Below are 17942 nucleotides of genomic sequence, written 5' to 3' on the forward strand. Positions count from 1 at the left end.
TCAGCGCAGCGTGACCTGGCGGGAGACGATCCCCGCGCGAGCGCGCCGGGCGTCCGCGTCGAGCGGGCCCGTCTCGGCGAGCGCCGCCTCGAGGCGCTTCTCGAACTCGGCGCACGGACCGGCGAGCTCGTCGGCCTCGGTGCCCGGCACCAGCTCCCACACCGGCACGAGGATCCCGCTGGTGCGGAAGGCCCCGACGAAGCGGGCGCCCTCCTCCAGCTCGGACTCGCGGCGGGCGTGGAGACGGGCGAAGGCGTCCAGGACGTCCTCCTGCGGCTCGGGGCGTGCCCAGCGCAGGAACTCGCGGCCCATGCGGCACCAGTAGGCGGACTCGACGCCGGCGACCTTGACGGTCGGGACGATGCCCTCGCTGGACTGCTCGATGGCGGCGGTGACCTCCGCGTCGCGCTCCTGGTCGGGGGCGAGCCAGAACGCGAAGTCGTCGTGGACGACCGGCTCGAAGGGGACGGTGAGGTCGAGGACGTCCTGCAGGCGCGGGCCCGGCTCGAGGATGCCGAGGTTGAGGACCGGCGCACCGGGCTCGGCGTCGAGGGCGAGGAGGAGCGCGGCGGCGACGTCGCGGCTCGCGTCCCCGGACTTCGCGGCCGTCTGCAGGCCGACGAGGACGGTGCCGTCCTCGCGGTGCAGCGCCGGCCACAGCTCGGGGAGCATGGTGGCGACGACGACCTCACGGGAGCCGTACTCCGCCGTCGTGCGGACGGTGGCGGTCGCCGAGGGGACGACCTCGCGCATCGCGACCCAGTCCGTCTCCCCCGGCAGGCCCTCGAAGGGACGCTCGACGAAGGGCACCTCCACCCGCTTGGGGCGGGGGGTCTCGGACTGGCGCTTACGGCTCTTCTTACCCATGACCACCAGCCTATCGGTGCCTAGAGGACGTACGGGTCACGGCCCTCGTCGGCGGTCATCGGCAGGCCGGCCACACCCCAGGCGTGCATGCCGCCGTCGAGGTTGCGAGCGGTGAAGCCGGAGTGGTTGAGCCACGCGGTCGCGCGCATCGATCGGCCCCCGGAGCGGCACACGACGAGGAGGTCCTCCTCGGGCAGGTCGTCGAGGCGGTCGGGCAGCTCGCCGAGCGGGATGTGGACGGCGCCGGGGATGTGCCCGGCGTCCCACTCGTCCTGCTCGCGCACGTCGAGGACCGCGTGCCCGGCCGGGACGGGCGCGGCGGGGTCGAGCTCGCCGACGGTGAGGTCACGGGGCTGGTCGAGGTCGTCCATGCGATCCACGGTAACGCGCCCGCGGGTCGTGGGCGCTCGGCGCCGGAAGGGCTGATCGGTGGGCCGGGGTGCGGGCGGGGTGGCAGGATCGGGGCATGCACGAGCGCGCCGGAACCCCCGCCCTGCCCGAGGACCTCATCGACGTCGATGAGGTCGTCTCCGCGTACTACGACCGCACACCCGACATGGACGACCCGTCCCAGCAGGTGGTCTTCGGAACGTCCGGCCACCGCGGCTCGAGCCTGGACTCCGCCTTCACCGAGGCCCACATCGTCGCGACGACGGCGGCCATCGTCGAGTACCGCCGCGCGCAGGGCACCGACGGCCCCCTCTTCATCGGCCGCGACACGCACGCGCTGTCCGAGCCCGCCTGGCGCACCGCCGTCGAGGTCCTCGCCGCCGCCGGGGTCGAGCTGCGGGTCGACGCCCGCGACTCCTTCACCCCCACGCCCGCCGTCTCCCACGCGATCCTCCTCGCCAACGGGGCCGGCACCGCCGCCGGTGTCCGCGTCGAGGGCCCGGGCCGCGCGGACGGCATCGTCGTCACCCCCTCCCACAACCCGCCCCGTGACGGCGGCTTCAAGTACAACCCGCCGCACGGCGGGCCGGCCGGCTCCGACGCGACCTCGTGGATCGCGGCGCGCGCCAACGAGATCCTCCGCTCCGGCGTCGCCGCCGTCCCTCGCATCCCCGTGGAGCGGGCGCTGGCCGCGGAGACCACCCGGCGCCACGACTTCCTCGCGGCGTACGTCGACGACCTCGCCAACGTCGTCGACCTCGAGGCGATCGCCCGTGCCGGCGTGCGCATCGGCGCCGACCCGCTCGGCGGCGCCGCCGTCGAGTACTGGGGCGCGATCGGCGAGCGCTACGGGCTCGACCTCACCGTCGTCAACCCGACCGTCGACCCGCGCTGGTCGTTCATGACCCTCGACTGGGACGGCAAGATCCGCATGGACTGCTCCTCGCCGTCGGCCATGGCCTCGCTGCTGCGGGTCATGCGCCCCGAGGACGGCGGGCCGGCCCCCTACGACATCGCCACCGGGAACGACGCCGACTCCGACCGGCACGGCATCGTCACGCCCGACGGCGGGCTGATGAACCCCAACCACTTCCTCGCCGTCGCCATCGAGTACCTCTTCGCCCACCGGCCGGGCTGGCCCGAGGCCGCCGCCGTGGGCAAGACCCTCGTCTCCTCCGCGCTCATCGACCGGGTGGCGGCCGGGCTGGGCCGGCGCCTGCTCGAGGTGCCGGTGGGCTTCAAGTACTTCGTGCCGGGCCTCCTCGACTCCTCGGTCGGTTTCGGCGGCGAGGAGTCGGCCGGCGCGTCCTTCCTGCGCCACGACGGCTCGGTGTGGACCACCGACAAGGACGGGATCATCCTCGGGCTGCTCGCCTCGGAGATCCTCGCGATCACCGGCCGCAGCCCGAGCCAGCTCCACGAGGAGCAGGTCGAGCGCTTCGGTGCCTCCGCGTACGCCCGCATCGACGCCCCCGCCACCCGCGAGCAGAAGGCCAAGCTCGGCGCGCTGAGCCCCGACGCCGTCACCGCGACGACGCTCGCCGGCGACCCGATCACCGCGCGGCTCGTCCGCGCGCCCGGCAACGACGAGCCGATCGGCGGGCTCAAGGTCACCACCGAGCACGCGTGGTTCGCCGCCCGCCCCTCGGGCACCGAGGACGTCTACAAGATCTACGCCGAGTCCTTCCGCGGCGAGGAGCACCTGGCGCAGGTGCAGGCCGAGGCGAAGACTGTGGTCGACGACGCCCTGGGGTGACCCCCTCACCGCCCCGGCGCGGTGGAAGAATGCCGGGGTGCTCAGGCCGTACCGCGACGTGCTGGCCCGGCCGGGTGCACTGCGCTTCACCCTTGCCGGGCTGATCGCCCGACTCCCCACGCCGATGGTCGGGCTCGGCATCGTCCTCATGGTGTCGGCGCTGTACGGCTCCTACGGCATGGCCGGGCGGGTGTCGGCGGTGTTCGTCGTCGTCCAGGCGGTCTGCTCACCGCAGCTGGCCAAGCTCGTCGACCGGTACGGGCAGGCCCGGGTCATGCGGCCCTCGCTCGCCGTCGCGTGCGTGGGCCTCACGGCGCTCGTCGTGGCCGCCGTCCAGCACGCCCCCGAGACCGTCCTCTACCTGGCCGCCGGGGTCAGCGGCGCGACGATGGGATCGATCGGGGCGCTCGTGCGCGCGCGCTGGAGCGGCACCCTCACCACACCGGCCGAGATGCACACCGCGTACTCCCTCGAGTCCGCCCTGGACGAGCTGACCTTCATCGGCGGCCCGGTCATCGCCACCTTCCTCGCGACGGGCGTGACCCCCTGGTCGGCCCTCGTCGTGCCGATCGTCGCCGTGCTCGTCGGCGGGTACTGGTTCCTCTCCCAGCGGGAGACCGAGCCGCCGGCCACCGGCCGTCCTCCGCGCCGCACCGGTGAGCCGATGCTCAGCGGGGCGCTGCTCGTCCTCCTCGTCATCTTCCTCGCGACCGGGGTGGTCTTCGGCGGGATCGACGTCGCCGTCGTCGCCTTCACCGAGGCGCACGGCGCGCCCGCCACGGCCGGCCTCGTCCTCGCCGCCGTCGCGCTCGGCTCCCTCATCGCCGCGCTCACCTACGGGGCCCGGCCGTGGACGAGCCCGCTGTGGCTGCGGCTCATCGGCGGCACGGCGCTCCTCGCCGTGGGCACCGCGGCGCTGCTCGCGGCCGGGTCCATCCCGGTGCTCGCCGCCGTCGGCTTCCTCGCCGGCTTCGCGATCGCCCCGACGATCGTCAACGGCAACTCCTTCGTCCAGCTCATCGTCCCGCCGCGCCGCACGACCGAGGGCTTCACCTGGCTCAGCGCCGCCATCGGGATCGGGGTCTCCCTGGGCGCCTCGGTGTCCGGCACGGTCATCGACCTGCACGGCGCCCGCGCCGGTTTCGCGGTGGTGGCGGCCCCCGGCGCCCGCCGCGGGTCGGCCCGCAGCGCGAGAACCGCGGCGGCGGCCGCGGCCGCGCTCCTCGTGTGCCTGGCGGCGGTCCCGGCGCTGCGGCGGGCCGCCGAGCGTCGTCCCACCCTGGACGAAGCCACCGCCTGACCGCCGGCTCGGGGTGCGGTGGCAGTCGAGTCCCGCCACACTCGGGGCACCTCTAACGGAAGGATGAGTCATGGGAATCGGTGGAGGGATCTTCCTCATCGTGGTCGGCGCGATCCTGGCCTTCGGGCTCAGCCCGGACACCTGGGAAGTCTTCAACATCCAGATCATCGGCTACATCCTCATGGCGGTCGGCGTGCTCGCCCTCGTGCTCGCCTTCGCCATGCAGCGTCAGCGCCGCAACACCAGTCACACCGCGTACGTCGAGCGTCGGGACATCGGGGACCCCCCGCCGCCGGTGCGCTGATCTCCACACGGCCCGCGTCCCTCCCCGGGGCGCGGGCCGTCGCACGCTCGTCTACGGTCGTGACCATGGCCCGCCCCTCCCTCGCCTCCACCCTGGAGGACGGACTCAACCGTCGTCTCCTGCCACGCCTGCGACGGCGCGGGTGGCGACCCACGACGATCACCTACACCGGCTACGGCAGCCCCGAGCGGCTGCGGGTCCTCGCCCGCGTGCTGCTCAAGGAGGACGACGGCGACGCCGCGGCCGCGGACGTGGGCGCCACCGCGGGCGAGCTCGTCGAGGCGCAGGAGGCCGAGCGCGGGTGGCGCTCCTTCCTCACCACGCCGGTGTCGCACCTCCCCGTCGTCGTCGAGATCGCCGGCCGCGAGCACCCCGCCCGCGTGGACCGCGGCGGCTACCTCGACCTCCTCGTGCCCGACCACGGCCTGCCGCCGGGCTGGCACGACATCACCGTGCGCGCCCGCGGGGCCCGGCCGACGACGGCGCGGGTGCTCGTCATCGGCGCCGAGACCCGCTTCGGTGTCATCAGCGACATCGACGACACCGTCATGGTCACCCGCGTGCCGCGCCCCCTCGTCGCCGCGTGGAACACCTTCGTCCGGCACACGAGCACCCGCCAGCCCGTGCCCGGGATGACCGAGCTCTTCCGGCACGTGCAGGCGGCCCGGCCGGATGCGCCGGTGCTCTACCTGTCGACCGGCGCGTGGAACGTCGTACCCGCCCTCGAGCGCTTCTTCCGCCGCAGCGACCTGCCCGCCGGACCGATGCTCATGACCGACTGGGGACCGACGAACACCGGCTGGTTCCGCAGCGGCCAGGAGCACAAGCGCACGACGCTGCGGCGCCTGCTCATCGACTTCCCCGAGGTCAGCTGGCTGCTCGTGGGCGACGACGGGCAGCACGACCCGGAGATCTACGCCGAGCTCGCGCGCGAGCACCCCGACCGCGTCACCGCCGTCGCCATCCGCCAGCTCACCCCCACCGAGCACGTCCTCTCCCACGGCACCCCGCAGGCCATGGACGGCGGGCGCGGGCAGCACGACGGCGGCCGGCTCACCGAGGGACGCCGCGTCCCCTTCGTCGAGGCCGGCGACGGCGAGGCGCTGTGGGAGCAGCTCCGCCCCCACCTCACCTGACCGCCTCCCCTCCGCCCGTTTCACACGCCGAGAGCCGGATTCCTCGTGGAGGGATCCGGCTCTCGGCGCACATGGGGTCTACGCGGCGGGGCGGCCGCCGAGGTAGAGGTCGCTGAGCTTGGGGTCGGCGAGCAGCTCGCGCGCCGGCCCCGTGGCGAAGACCCGCCCGAGGTCCAGGACGCAGCCGATGTCGGCCATCTCGAGCGCCCGGCGCGCGTTCTGCTCGACGAGCAGCACCGCGACCCCGGCCTTCCGCATGACGTCGACCTGCTCGAAGATCGTCGTCACACGCTTGGGGTCGAGCCCCATCGACGGCTCGTCGAGGAGGACGACGTCGGGACGGATGACGAGCGCGCGGGCGAACTCGACCTGCTTCTGCTGGCCGCCCGAGAGGAGACCTGCCGTGTCCTTCCAGCGCTCCCCGACGAGCGGGAAGATCTCCTTGACGTACTCGCAGCGCTCCGGCAGGACCGACTGGTCCTTGAGGGAGTAGCCGCCGAGCATGATGTTCTCCTCGACGGTCATCTCCTTGAAGACGCTGTGCCCCTGGAGGACGTGCGACAGGCCCCCGCGCAGGAGCCGCTGCGGGCCCTGGCCGGTGACGTTCTTGCCGTTGAGGGTGATGGTGCCCTCGCGGGGCTTGAGCATGCCGCTGGCCACCTTGAGGACGGTGGACTTGCCTGCGCCGTTGGGACCGACGAGGCAGACCACCTCGCCGCGGCGGACCTGGACGGACAGGCCGCGCAGCACGAGCGCCGCCTTGCCGTAGCCGGCCTGGATGTCGTCGAGCTCGAGGACGATGTCAGACGCCAAGGTATGCCTCCAGCACCTTCGGGTCGGACTTCACGACGTCGGGCGTGCCCGTCGCGATCGGCCGGCCACGGTCGAAGACCACGATGTGGTCGCACAGACTCATGATGAGGTCCATGTTGTGCTCGACGATGAGGAAGGTCGTGCCCTCGTCGTTGAGCTCCCGCACGAGCAGGGCGATCCGCTCGATGAGGGAGGGGTTCACGCCGCCGGCCGGCTCGTCGAGCATGACGAAGGGCGGGTCGGTCATGAGCGTGGAGCCGAGCTCGAGCAGCTTCTGCTGCCCGTAGGAGATGTCGCGGGCCTCGGCGGCCTCGAGGTGGTCGATGCCGACCCGGGCGAGCATGGCCCGCGCCTTCTCGACGGTCTCGGTGCTCCGCGTGTTCCCGAGGTACTCCCCGAGCGTGCGCGGCTGCACCGCGACGAGCATGTTCTCCAGCACGGTCATCCGCGGGAAGACCCGGCACAGCTGGAAGCTGCGGCCCAGGCCCGCGCGGGCGATCTTGTGCGGGGCCCAGCGGGTGACGTCCTTGCCGTGCATGGTGACGGTGCCGGAGTCGGGGCGGATCATGCCGGTGACGCAGTTGAAGAACGTCGTCTTGCCCGAGCCGTTGGGGCCGATGAGCCCGTTGATCTTGCCCTCGTAGAACTCCGTCGTCGCGCCGTCGACGGCGTGGACGCCGCCGAAGGACTTCGTCAGGCCCTCGGTGCGCAGGACGGTGTCAGCCGCGCTCATCGTCGGCCTCCTTCGTGGTGGTGGTCGTCGCCTGCTGCTGCGCGCGCAGCTCCTCGGCGGAGACCTCGCGGATCGAGGAGCTCTGCGGACCGAAGCGGCGCAGGAGCTGGGCGGCACCGGTGAGGACGCCGTCGGGCAGGAAGAGCACGACGAGCCCGAGGAGCAGGCCGGTGGCGACGAGGTGGAACTGGGACTGCCCGTAGTTGAGGACGAAGTACTCCAGCGCGGACCCGACGACGATCGCGCCGAGCAGCGGGCCGAAGAGGAACCGCACCCCGCCGAGGAGCGCCATGAGGACCACAGTGGAGCCCAGGACGATGTCGAACTGGAAGATCGGGTCGAGGTCACCGAACCACAGGGCGTAGAACCCACCGGCCATCGCCACGAAGAACGCGGAGATGACGAAGGCGACGAGCTTGAGCTTGCCGGTGGGCGCGCCGAGGGACTCGGCCTTGTCCTCGTCCTCGCGCACGCCCTTGAGGGAGGCGCCGAAGCGCGAGCGGTCGATGAGCGTCCAGGTGAGGAGCGTGACCGCGAGCAGCGCGAGGAAGATGTAGAAGAAGGTCTCGTGGTGCTCGGGCCGCAGCATGTCCGGGAAGGGCCGCGGGACGACGAGCCCTGCCGAGCCGCCGGTCACGGTGCTCCAGCTCTGGAAGAGCAGCTGGAGCACGAGGACGAGGGCGATCGTCACGATGACGAAGGAGGAGCCCCGCACCCGCAGCGCGGCGAAGCCCACGGGGATGGTGAGCACCGCCGTCACCAGGGCCGCGATGAGGGCGGCGAGGAACCAGTTCATCCCGGTGTGGATGACGAGCAGCGCCGTCCCGTAGGAGCCGAGGCCGAAGAACGCGGCGTGGCCCAGGGAGATGTACCCGGTGAACCCGCCCATGATGTTCCACCCGGTCGCGAAGACCGCGTAGTTGAGGACGATGACGCCCGCGCTGAGCATGTAGGGGTTGGGGGCGATCGAGGGCCACAGCGCGAGCACGGCGATGATGACGACGACGAGGAGCACCGGCCGCAGCCGGCTCACCCCGCCGCCACCGGCGACGCGGCTGCGCGCGGGGACGGGCTTGGTCCGGTCAGAAACGCTGAGCAAGGCGACCTCCGAAGAATCCCTGCGGCCGCACCATGAGGGTGAGGAACAGTGCCAGGTAGAAGATGGTCTGCGCCAAGGTCGGCGTGACACCGGGGAGCAGCTCGGCCATGACGCGCAGCACCCCGAGGAGCAGGGCCGCGATCGCCGCGCCCGGGATCGAGCCCAGGCCACCGACGACGATGATCGCCATGAGCGGGCCGATCCAGTGCCAGTGCAGCGAGGGGTAGATCGTCTGGTTGAGCGCGAGCGCCGTCCCGCCGACCGCCGCCGTGGCCAGGCCCAGGCCGAAGCCGAGCCCCGCCGTCCGGTCGGTGTCGATGCCGACGAGCTGGGCCGCCTCCCGGTGCTGGATCGTCGCGCGCAGCGCCCGGCCGAACCGGGTCTTCTTGAGCACGAGGAACAGCGCGAGCAGGCTGAGACCCGCGAGCACGAAGGAGATGATCTGCACGACCGGGATCGAGGCGCCGAACAGGTCGATGCTCGAGGACCCGTAGGGCAGCTGGATGCGGCGCTGGGTGCCGGTGAAGATCATCCCGAGCAGGCCCTCGATGATGAGGGCGATCGCGAAGGTGATGAGCACCGACATCATCGTCATCGTCGACGGCTTGAGCCGGCTGATGAGCCAGCGTTGGATCGCGAAGCCGAGGAGGAAGAACAGCGGGACCGTGGCGATGAGCGAGATCATCGGGTCCAGCCCGGTGGAGCTGGAGAAGCGCCACGCGATGTACCCGGCGAGGATGATGAAGGCGGCGTGGGCGAGCATCACCACCCGCATGACTCCGAAGTAGAGCGTGAGCCCTGCTGCAAGGAGGGCGTAGAGCCCTCCTTGCAGCACGCCCAGGATCAGGCTCTGGAAGATGAGTGACACGGTCGGGTCACCACTCCGGCTTCGGGTAGACGAGCTCGGCCGTGGCGGTGTCCTCGGGCAGGACGATGGCGATCTCGCCGTCGACGTACTGGAGGATCATGTGCGCCCCGTTGGGGCGGCCGGCCTCGTCCCAGGCGAGCGGCCCGACGACGGTGTCGACGGTCGCGCCGCGCAGGTAGTCGATGAGCTGCTGCTGGCACTCGCCCTGCTCGGCGCAGCCGACCTCCTCGACGGCGGCCGCGACGACCTGGCCGGTCGTGTAGGCGTTGGCCTCGTCCTCCTGCGGCGCCTCGCCGTGGAGCTCGGTGTGCGCCTCGACGAACTCGGCGTTCGAGGGCCAGTCGGCCTGGTTGGAGTAGCCGGTCGGGGACAGGATGCCCTCGACCGCCCCGCCGATGGCCTCGGGGAACTCGGGGTTGGTGGGCGCCGTGGAGAAGGCGGCCATGCGCGGCTGGTAGTTCAGCTGCTGCAGCGCGAGGATGAGGTTGACCGCGTCCTGGTACTGCGTGCCGCCGACGACGAGGTCGGGGTCCGCGTCGGCGATCTTCGCGGCGATGGCGTTGAAGTCGGACTGGTTGGGCGGGTAGACCTCGTCGACGACGAGCTCCACGCCGGCCTCGACGAGCTTGTCCCGCAGGCCGTAGGCCGTGCCCTGCGCGAACGGGTCGTCCATGGCGGCGACGGCCATGGTCTGCGGCCGCTCCCCCTCGGGCATCGAGAGGATGTGCTCGACGAGGTTGTTGTAGTGGTCCGGCGCGATGGCCGGGGCCGCGTAGAAGATGTTCTCGAAGCCGTTCTCGAAGACCTCGGCGGCGGCCGCGGCCGGCTCGACGAAGAGCATCCCGTACTCGGAGGCCACGCGGGAGGCGGGCACGACGAGCCGGGTGGAGAACGGGCCGAAGAGGAGGTCGACCTCCTCCTGGGCGATGAGGGACTCGTAGTCGGAGACGACGCGAGCGGCGTCCGAGGCGTCGTCGAGGATCTTGAGCTCGACCTGCCGGCCGAGGAGGCCGCCGTTGTCGTTGGTCACCTGTGCCCAGGTCTCGTAGCCTCGCTCGACGCCCTTGCCGGGCTCGGCGAAGTCACCTGTCAGCGGGAGCGAGACACCGATGACGATGGGGTCGTCGGAGCCTTCACCGTCGCCGGTGTCGCTTCCTCCGCCGTCCCCGCAGGCCGCCAGCGCAAGCATGGCAACCGCACCTGCTGCGATCCCCCGGGTCAACCGCATCGTTGACATCCGTCCTCCTTCATTGGTAGCGGACGCGCTCTCGAAAGCGCTTTCCGGACAGTACGGCCTCCGGCGCCTGCCGCGCAAGGGCGTTGCGTGATCGTGATCACTCTCGGCACCTCAGAACGGCCGGATCCCGGGCGGAACCTGACGGAAAACGCATCCCCAAATCCCGCCGCCACCACGCCGACAGCCGGATTCCTCCGCCCACCCCCTCACCGCCGACAGCCGGACTCCTCCGGCCCACCCCCTCACCGCCGACAGCCGGATCCCTCCGGCCCACCCCCTCACCGCCGACAGCCGGATCCCTCCGGCCCACCCCCTCACCGCCGACAGCCGGACTCCTCGTGGAGGAATCCGGCTGTCGGCGCGGGGTAGTGGCGCGGGGTGGTGGCGCGGGGTGGTGGCGCGGGGTGGTGGGGCGGGGTAGGCGGGGCGGGGTCGTGGGGCGGGGTCGTGGTGCGGGGTCGTGGGGCGGGTTGGTGGCGCGGGTGCGGGCCGCGGTCAGGCCGGTGCCGGGGACGGGGACCCGGAGAGGGCTGCCGCGCGGGCACCCTCGGCGCGGGCTCGCTCGATCGCCGCGCGCTGCCGCCTGCGCAGCCGCACCCGCCACACGACGAGGGCGACGGCGAGGGCGAGCACGGCGAGCTGCGCCCACGGCACGGCCCACGTCGTCACCCCGGCCTCGGCGACGGTGAGCGGCACGTCGACGACGTCGTCGCCGACGACGACCTGGGTCGCCGTGACCGTCGAGCTCAGCGGGCCGAGGGGCCACACGCCGTCGACGGTGGTGCTCACGCTCGTCTCCTGGCGCGGGAGGATCTCACGCTGCTGGCCGAGGATCGCGCCGTCGGCGCCGGCGGACACGCCCAGGACACCCGCGGCGCTGAGGGTCTGGGTGGAGCCGAGGCGGACGTTGCCGTCGTTGACGACCGTGTAGTCGAGGTGGAGCGTCCCCGGCTGGAAGGGGTTCCACGACGGCGTGTACGTGGCCTCGAGGCCGGTGACGGAGACCTGCGGGATGAGGTCGCCGGAGACGCGCAAGTGGATGCGGGCGCCCACGCGGGTGTCCAGGCCCACGAGCGGGCCGTCCTCGGTCTCCCCGACCCGGCTCACCGAGGCGGCGATGCCGCCGGGGTGGTCGCCGGGCAGCGCGTCCTCCGGCACGGTGAGCGTGAAGGGGACGACGGCGCTGGACTGCGGCTCGAGCTCGACGCTCTCCTGCACGTCGATCCAGGCGCCGGTGGCCTCGGGGGCGACGTCGGCGGGGAGCAGGTCGAAGGCGCCGTCGGGACCGACGACGCCGTCGCTGCTCAGGAGCTGGAAGGTGACGGCGCGGTCGGAGTAGTTCGTCACCTCGAGGAAGTCCTCGACGACGGCGCCCGGGTCCAGCTCGTAGCGGAAGGAGACCCGGCCGTCGGCCTCGTCCTCGGCGGCCGGGGCGACGCCCCAGGTGACGCGGTCGGCGTCGTCGGCGGCGGTCGCCGGGACAGCGAGGGCCACGGCGGGCACGGCGACGGCGAGGGCCACGGCGGGCACGGCGACGGCGAGGGCGAGGATGCGGCGGATCAGGGTCATGGCAGGTCCAATCGGGTGGAGCTCGGGGTGGTCGTGGCCCCCGCCCCTAGCGCCGACGGCCGGATTCTTCGGCCGAGGAATCCGGCTGTCGGCACTAGAAGGGGTGTGGATGACCGGGTGGGTCAGTCGACGGGGAAGAGCGAGAGGGTCAGGGTGCTGGTGTAGGCACCGGCGGTGGTGTCCACCGGGACCTCCAGCTCCAGGTCCGCGCCGAGCTCGGTGGTCCCGAGCCGGCCCTCGCCCACGGCCGAGGCCAGGGTCGCCGGCAGCGCCAGACCCGGACCACCGGACAGCTCACCGGCCACCTCGGCGCCCGGGGTGACCCCGACCTTGTCGGCCAGCTGCCCCGGCACCCAGCCCAGGTAGGAGGCCTCCAGTGCACCGTCGGAGTGCGCGAAGTCCCCCGCCCGGCCCGAGACCGTCCAGCCGTCCTGCGTGGACTGCGCCGCCCGGGAGTCACTCACCGAGACGGTGGGCAGCTCACCGGAGAACCGGAACCGGTCACCGGAGTTCAACGCCCGACCCAGGTCCACCACCTCACCGAAGTCCGCGACCGACATCGTCAGCGCACCGTTGCCGTTGTCACCGAGCTCGGGCACGGTGGCAGCGAGGGGCACGCCGTCGCTGTCGACCGACGGGTCGGCGGTGAGGTTCGCGTAGCTGTTGCACGCGGACGTGACGCCGTCCGGCGTCGGGCGGTCGTGCTCGATGAAGTAGTACTCGATGCCCGCGAGGTCCCGGAGGGCGAAGATCTCCTGGAAGTCGATGACCCCCTCGCCGACGTCGGCGAAGGAGCCGTCCTCGGCCATGTCCTTGACGTGGACGAGCGGGAAGCGGCCCGGGTTCTCCGAGATGAGCTCGACGACGTCGACACCCACACTGGAGGACCAGTACAGGTCGAGCTCCATCGCGACGTTCTCGGCGTCGGTCTCCTCGAGGAGGACGTCGTAGCCGGTCCGGCCGTCCTCCTGGGTCTCGAACTCCCAGCCGTGGTTGTGGTACGCGAGGGTGATGCCCGCGTCGGCGAGCTCGGCGCCGATCTCGTTCATCTGCGCGGCTGTCTCCGCGTACTGCGCCATGGTCCAGTCGCGGCCGCCGGAGAACCGGGCGTAGGTCGCGCCCACCGCTTCTGCCTCGGCGATGACACCCTCGACGTTGTTCTGCAGGTCGTTCCAGCTCACGCCGATGGACCGGACGTTGATCCCCGCGTTCTCCGCGAGCGGGGCGAGCTGCTCGCCGGTGAGCCCGTAGAAGTTGCCGACCGAGCCGGACGGCTCGGCGTTGGTGATGCCGCACTGGGCGAGGGCGTTGAGCGTGCCCTGCGGGTCCGCCGCCATCTGGGAGCGGGCGGTGAACAGGACGACCCCGATCTGGTCCTCGGGGACCGGCCAGTACGCGTCGGGGTCGGTGGGGGTGGCGGCCATCGCGGGGCCGGCGAGCGCGGCCGCGGGCAGGGCCGCTGCGGCCAGCACAGCGGCAGTGCGCCGCCAGGATCGGGTTCTCAGCATGTGCGTTCTCCAATGAACATCGCCGCGTGAGACGGCTTGGGGGAAAGCGGAAATTGAGCCTTCCGCTCCTTCGACAATGACCAGCCGAAATGCGCCCGTCAACGCTTTGCCGTGCTTTGCCCCACCGCCTTTCGCGAGTACGCACAAACGACCCGCGGAACGCCTTGAATGGCGCCCGCACATGACCGTATGTGCGTATTCGCGTGGGGTGGGTATGTGGGGGTTAGGTGAGGGTGGCGGGGTTTGTCGCTCTTCCTGTCTCTGCTGCTTCGTAGATGGCGCACAGGAGGCGGACCGTCTCGACGGCGTCGCGTGCCCCGACGGCGGGCGGGGCGCCGTCGTCGAGGGCACGGACGATGTCCCGCCACTGGTTGAGGTGGCCGGCGTGGCCGATCGCCAGCGGTGCCGCGGCGCCGCTGCTGATCTCCCGGCTGGATCCCGCTGGGGGCGGGACGTCCCCGACCTCCCACCGCTCCACGCTGCCCTGCCCGAGCTCGACGACTCCGGTGGACAGCCGCAGCATGATCGTCGCCGGCGAGCCGGGCGGGGTGGCGGTCGACGTGCTGATGAGCCCCAGTGCCCCCGAGGCGAAGCGGACCGTGGCGACCGTCGTGTCCTCGGCATCCATGTCGTGGGCGAGGGTGGCGTACTGGGCGGTGACGGACTCGACCGGACCGCACAGCCACCGCAGCAGGTCGACGTTGTGCACGCCCTGGTTCATGAGGGAGCCACCGCCGCCGGCCATCGAGGTGCGCCACGGCGCCGCGGCGTAGTACGCGTCGTCGCGGTGCCAGTGGACCTCGGTGCTCGCCACCCGCAGCTGCCCCAGCTCCCCGGAGCGGAGCAGCCGCTGCACGTGGACGTGCTCGGGCTCGAAGCGCCGCTGGGACACCATCGACACGAGCAGGCCGCGCTCCTCGGCGAGCCGGGCGACTGCCTCTGCCTCACCCACCGTGACCGCGAGCGGCTTCTCGACGACGACGTGCCGCCCCGCCTCGAGCGCGGCGAGGGCGAGCGCCGCGTGAGTCTGCGTCGGGGAGCAGATCGCGACGACGTCGACGCCGTCCTGCTGGGCCACCTCCTCGTGCGCCACCCGGACGGCGTCGTGCCACCCGGCGGCGGCGACCACGTCCGGGCCGCCGCCGCTGTAGGCCACGAGCCGCACCCGCTCGCCGAGCTCGGCCAGCGCCCGCGCGTGGATCGCGCCGATGCCGCCCAGGCCGACGATGCCGACGCCGATCCGTTCCGCCGTCGTCATGTCAGTCGTGCGCCTGGCTCGCGCCGAGCAGGTCGCGTACCCGCTCGGAGGCCGCGGCGAAGCGCGGGTCGGACATCGTGGGCCCGTAGTCACGGTCGTCCGGCAGGCCCGGCTCGATGATCTCGGCGATCCGGCCCGGCCGCGGCGTCATGACGACGATCCGGTTGCCGAGGTAGACGGCCTCGGCCACCGAGTGGGTGACGAGGACGATCGTCGTCCCGGTCTCCCGCCAGATCCGGTTCATCTCGAGGTTCATGTGCTCGCGGGTGAGCGCGTCGAGCGCGCCGAAGGGCTCGTCCATGAGGAGCACCTTGGGCTCGTGGAGCAGCGCCCGGCACAGGGCGACGCGCTGCTGCATGCCACCGGACAGCTCGTGCGGCAGCGCCTGCTCGAAGCCCTTGAGGCCGGTGAGCTCGATGAGCTCGTCGGCGCGGCGGGCGGCGTGCGCCCGGTCCATCCCGCGCATCTCGCCCTGGAGCAGGATGTTCTTGCGCACCCCGCGCCACTCGAGGAGCGCCGAGCGCTGGAAGGCGAAGCCGATCTCCTTCTGCGGGCCCTTGACCGGCTTCCCGTAGAGGTGGACCTTGCCCGACGTCGCAGCGGTGAGGCCGGCGACGATCTTGAGCATCGTCGACTTCCCGCAGCCCGACGGGCCGGCGATGGTGACGAACTCCCCCGCCGCGACCGACAGGCTGACGTTGTCGAGGGCGACGGTCTCCGAGCGCTTCGACACGAAGCGTCGGGTGAGGTTCTCGACCTCGATGATTCCCTGCGTCACGGTGTGCTCCCGTTCGAGGACGGCCGGCGCGGCGCTCACCGCTGACCGCCGAAGCTGTCGTCCCAGTAGGTCTCGACGGTCGTCTCGCCGTCGAACTCGGTGTGCTCGGAGAGGAAGGCGAGCGTCTCCTCCCACTGCGCGGCCGTGTTGGTGCCGGGGCTCGTCTCCTCGAGACTGAGGAGCTCGATGGTCGTCTCGAGCTGGCCGAGCATGACCTCCTCCGGGGGAGCCTGGTCGGCACCCTCGGCCATGGCCGCGACCGCGGCCTCGGGGTCCTCCGCGGCCGCCTCGAAGGAGGCCGCCGTCGCCCGGTGCATGGCCTGGACGAGCTCGGGGTCGTCGGCGATCGTGCTGTCGTGGGCGATGAGGCCCAGGCCGAGGAGGTTCATGCCGAAGTCGGCGAAGGGCAGCGCCTCGACCTCGCGGCCGGTCTGGTTGGCGATCGTCGGCGCCTGGTCGTGGTGGAAGCCCTGGATGACGTCCACCTGGCCCTCGATGAGGGCGGAGATCTTGCCGGCGGCGTCGACGTTGACGACGGTGACGTCGGCCGGGTCCACCCCGTTGATCTCCAGCCACGCGGGGAAGGTGCCGTACATGGCGTCACCGGGTGTGCCGCCCACCGTCTTGCCGACGAGGTCGGCCGGCTCGGAGATGTCCTGGTCGGCGAAGAACTCCACCGAGCTGGGCCCGGTCTGGAGGAAGACACCGACGCTCTTGACCGGCATGCCCGAGGCGATGCCGTTGAGCAGCGGCGGGGTGTCGACCCAGCCGAAGTCGGTGTTGTTCTGGGCGACCTGCTGGACGGTGTTCCCCGAGCCGTTGCCGGGCTGGATCGTGAGGTCGATGCCCTCGTCCTCGAAGATGCCCTCCTGCACGCCGTAGTAGAACGGGGCGTGCTCGCCGTAGGGCACCCAGTTGAGGGTGACGGTGACCTCGGCGAGCTCGCCGTCACCGCCCGTGGCGCTTGGGCTGTTGCTGGAGCCGGCGCCCTCGGAGCCGGAGCAGCCGGCGAGGACGAGGCCCGCTGCGGCGAGCGAGACGAGGATCTTGGCACTCGTGGAGTGACGCATGGGGGTACTGCCTTTCGAGAGGTAGGGGTGACTGAGCACGGCGGTGTGCCGTCAGGAGCCCGCGAGGGCGAGGTTGTCGCGACGGCTGGCGTGCCATGGGATGACCGCGGCCTCGAGCGCCTCGACGAGGACGAAGAGGACGACGCCGATGAGCGACATGAGGATGAGGTCGGCGAAGAGCAGCGGGGCGTCGAGGTTGCCGCTGGCGAGCAGCAGGACGTAGCCGAGGCCCCGGTCCGCTCCGACGAACTCACCGACGACGGCGCCGACGACGGCGAGGGTCACCGCCACCTTGAGGCCCGACATGAGCGAGGGGAGCGCGGAGGGGAAGCGGATCTTGACGAAGGTCTTCCACCGCGAGGCGCCCATGGTGGCGGACAGCTCGAGGAGCTCCGGGTCCACCGACCGCAGCCCGGCCACGGCCGAGACGACGACGGGGAAGAACGCGATGAGGACGGCGAGGATCACCTTGGGGGTGAGGCCGAAGCCGAACCACACGACGAGGATCGGGGCGATGGCGATCTTTGGGATCACCTGCGCGAAGAGGATGAGCGGGTAGAGCGACTTCTCCGCCGTCGGGGAGTAGACGAGGAGCACGGCGGTCGCCACGCCGATGACCGCCGCCAGCACGAAGCCGATGAGGGTCTCCTGCGTCGTGACCCAGGTGTGCTCGAGGAGCAGGGTCCGGTCGGCCCACAGCGTCGTGAGGACGTCCTGCGGGGCGGGCACGAGGTAGGCCGGCACCATCTCGCGCCAGGTGACGAACCACCAGGCGGCGACGACGGCGACGAGCACCAGCGCCGGGCGCCACGAGGCGCCGAGCACCCGGACCGACCGGGTGACGAGCTTGCTGCTCTCCCTGCGGGCGCGTGCGGCCTCGACGGGAGGGCTGGGGGTCTCCGTCATGACGTCGTCCACCACTGCCATGCTGCTTCTCCAAAGTCTGTCGACGCGGCGGGGACGCCGCGCACCTGCGAGTCGATCCGGGGTGTTCGTCGTGCCGGGGAAATGGCTGACATGGCACCTCCACACTGAGGGTTCCGGAATATCGGAAAGCGCTTGCATTCGCGGTTCTCCGAACGTAAGCGGCGCTTCTCGCACCCGTCAAGGAATGCGGCTGTCGGGGACGGCAAACGAGCGCAAAAAGCGCTGCGAGGCCTACCGGCGCGCCGACAGCCGGGTTTCCCGGCAGAGAAATCCGGCTGTCGGCGGAACAAAGGGACCGGGGGGGGGGGGGGGGGGGGGGGGGGGGGGGG

Annotated in this window: 17 protein-coding genes; 4 read left to right on the forward strand and 13 right to left on the reverse strand. The window is 71.9% G+C overall.

Annotation, left to right across the window (positions count from 1 at the left end; translation table 11 throughout):
* Entirely contained in the window at window positions 1–867 is an 867-nt protein-coding gene (locus H9624_RS11055) for a DUF5926 family protein (RefSeq protein WP_251839940.1), read from the reverse strand.
* A gap of 20 nt (window positions 868–887) precedes the next feature.
* The gene (locus tag H9624_RS11060) at window positions 888–1238 is read right to left on the reverse strand and encodes a rhodanese-like domain-containing protein (RefSeq protein WP_251839941.1); all 351 of its coding nucleotides are present in this window, start codon (window positions 1236–1238) and stop codon (window positions 888–890) included.
* Between the two features lie 95 nt (window positions 1239–1333).
* On the opposite strand from H9624_RS11060, the gene pgm reads away from it, so the two are divergent.
* The 4 genes from pgm to H9624_RS11080 all read left to right on the forward strand — a co-directional run bounded on the left by pgm (window position 1334) and on the right by H9624_RS11080 (window position 5753).
* Complete coding sequence (gene pgm / locus H9624_RS11065) at window positions 1334–3013, forward strand: phosphoglucomutase (alpha-D-glucose-1,6-bisphosphate-dependent) (RefSeq protein WP_251839942.1); 1680 nt, start codon at window positions 1334–1336, stop codon at window positions 3011–3013.
* A gap of 37 nt (window positions 3014–3050) precedes the next feature.
* On the forward strand, window positions 3051–4313 hold the full coding sequence (locus H9624_RS11070) for an MFS transporter (protein ID WP_251839943.1): 1263 nt from the start codon (window positions 3051–3053) through the stop codon (window positions 4311–4313).
* A gap of 70 nt (window positions 4314–4383) precedes the next feature.
* On the forward strand, window positions 4384–4617 hold the full coding sequence (locus H9624_RS11075; RefSeq protein ID WP_251304473.1) for a DUF6458 family protein: 234 nt from the start codon (window positions 4384–4386) through the stop codon (window positions 4615–4617).
* A 65-nt stretch (window positions 4618–4682) separates the two neighbouring features.
* Entirely contained in the window at window positions 4683–5753 is a 1071-nt protein-coding gene (locus H9624_RS11080; protein WP_251839944.1) for an App1 family protein phosphatidate phosphatase, read from the forward strand.
* A 78-nt stretch (window positions 5754–5831) separates the two neighbouring features.
* On the opposite strand, the gene H9624_RS11085 is transcribed toward H9624_RS11080, so the two are convergent.
* The 11 genes from H9624_RS11085 to H9624_RS11135 all read right to left on the reverse strand — a co-directional run bounded on the left by H9624_RS11085 (window position 5832) and on the right by H9624_RS11135 (window position 17613).
* Entirely contained in the window at window positions 5832–6566 is a 735-nt protein-coding gene (locus H9624_RS11085) for an ABC transporter ATP-binding protein (RefSeq protein WP_251839945.1), read from the reverse strand.
* Window positions 6556–7299 (reverse strand): ABC transporter ATP-binding protein, encoded by a 744-nt coding sequence (locus tag H9624_RS11090; RefSeq protein ID WP_251839946.1) that lies wholly within the window; start codon window positions 7297–7299, stop codon window positions 6556–6558. The genes H9624_RS11085 and H9624_RS11090 overlap by 11 nt, the downstream gene beginning before the upstream one ends.
* The gene (locus H9624_RS11095) at window positions 7286–8398 is read right to left on the reverse strand and encodes a branched-chain amino acid ABC transporter permease (protein WP_251839947.1); all 1113 of its coding nucleotides are present in this window, start codon (window positions 8396–8398) and stop codon (window positions 7286–7288) included. Before H9624_RS11095 ends, H9624_RS11090 begins: the two co-directional genes overlap by 14 nt.
* A complete protein-coding gene (locus H9624_RS11100; protein WP_251839948.1) occupies window positions 8382–9266 on the reverse strand; it encodes a branched-chain amino acid ABC transporter permease in 885 nt (294 codons plus the stop codon). The genes H9624_RS11095 and H9624_RS11100 overlap by 17 nt, the downstream gene beginning before the upstream one ends.
* 7 nt (window positions 9267–9273) lie before the next feature.
* Window positions 9274–10455, reverse strand: coding sequence for an amino acid ABC transporter substrate-binding protein (locus tag H9624_RS11105; protein WP_251839949.1), 1182 nt, complete (start codon window positions 10453–10455; stop codon window positions 9274–9276).
* A 543-nt stretch (window positions 10456–10998) separates the two neighbouring features.
* A complete protein-coding gene (locus H9624_RS11110) occupies window positions 10999–12072 on the reverse strand; it encodes a DUF916 domain-containing protein (RefSeq protein WP_251839950.1) in 1074 nt (357 codons plus the stop codon).
* Between the two features lie 122 nt (window positions 12073–12194).
* Window positions 12195–13580 carry a TIM barrel protein gene (locus H9624_RS11115; protein WP_251839951.1) on the reverse strand — a complete coding sequence of 462 codons (1386 nt, stop codon included), beginning with the start codon at window positions 13578–13580 and terminating at the stop codon, window positions 12195–12197.
* A 223-nt stretch (window positions 13581–13803) separates the two neighbouring features.
* Window positions 13804–14838: a Gfo/Idh/MocA family protein gene (locus H9624_RS11120; RefSeq protein WP_251839952.1), complete on the reverse strand. Its 1035-nt coding sequence runs from the start codon at window positions 14836–14838 to the stop codon at window positions 13804–13806.
* Between the two features lies 1 nt (window position 14839).
* Window positions 14840–15616: an ABC transporter ATP-binding protein gene (locus H9624_RS11125; RefSeq protein WP_251839953.1), complete on the reverse strand. Its 777-nt coding sequence runs from the start codon at window positions 15614–15616 to the stop codon at window positions 14840–14842.
* A 35-nt stretch (window positions 15617–15651) separates the two neighbouring features.
* Entirely contained in the window at window positions 15652–16686 is a 1035-nt protein-coding gene (locus tag H9624_RS11130; protein ID WP_251839954.1) for an ABC transporter substrate-binding protein, read from the reverse strand.
* 51 nt (window positions 16687–16737) lie between these two features.
* Window positions 16738–17613 carry an ABC transporter permease gene (locus tag H9624_RS11135; protein ID WP_251839955.1) on the reverse strand — a complete coding sequence of 292 codons (876 nt, stop codon included), beginning with the start codon at window positions 17611–17613 and terminating at the stop codon, window positions 16738–16740.
* Window positions 17614–17942: the final 329 nt, after the last annotated feature.

The sequence above is a fragment of the Oceanitalea stevensii genome (genome assembly GCF_014837105.1).
GTDB lineage: Bacteria > Actinomycetota > Actinomycetes > Actinomycetales > Actinomycetaceae > Oceanitalea > Oceanitalea stevensii.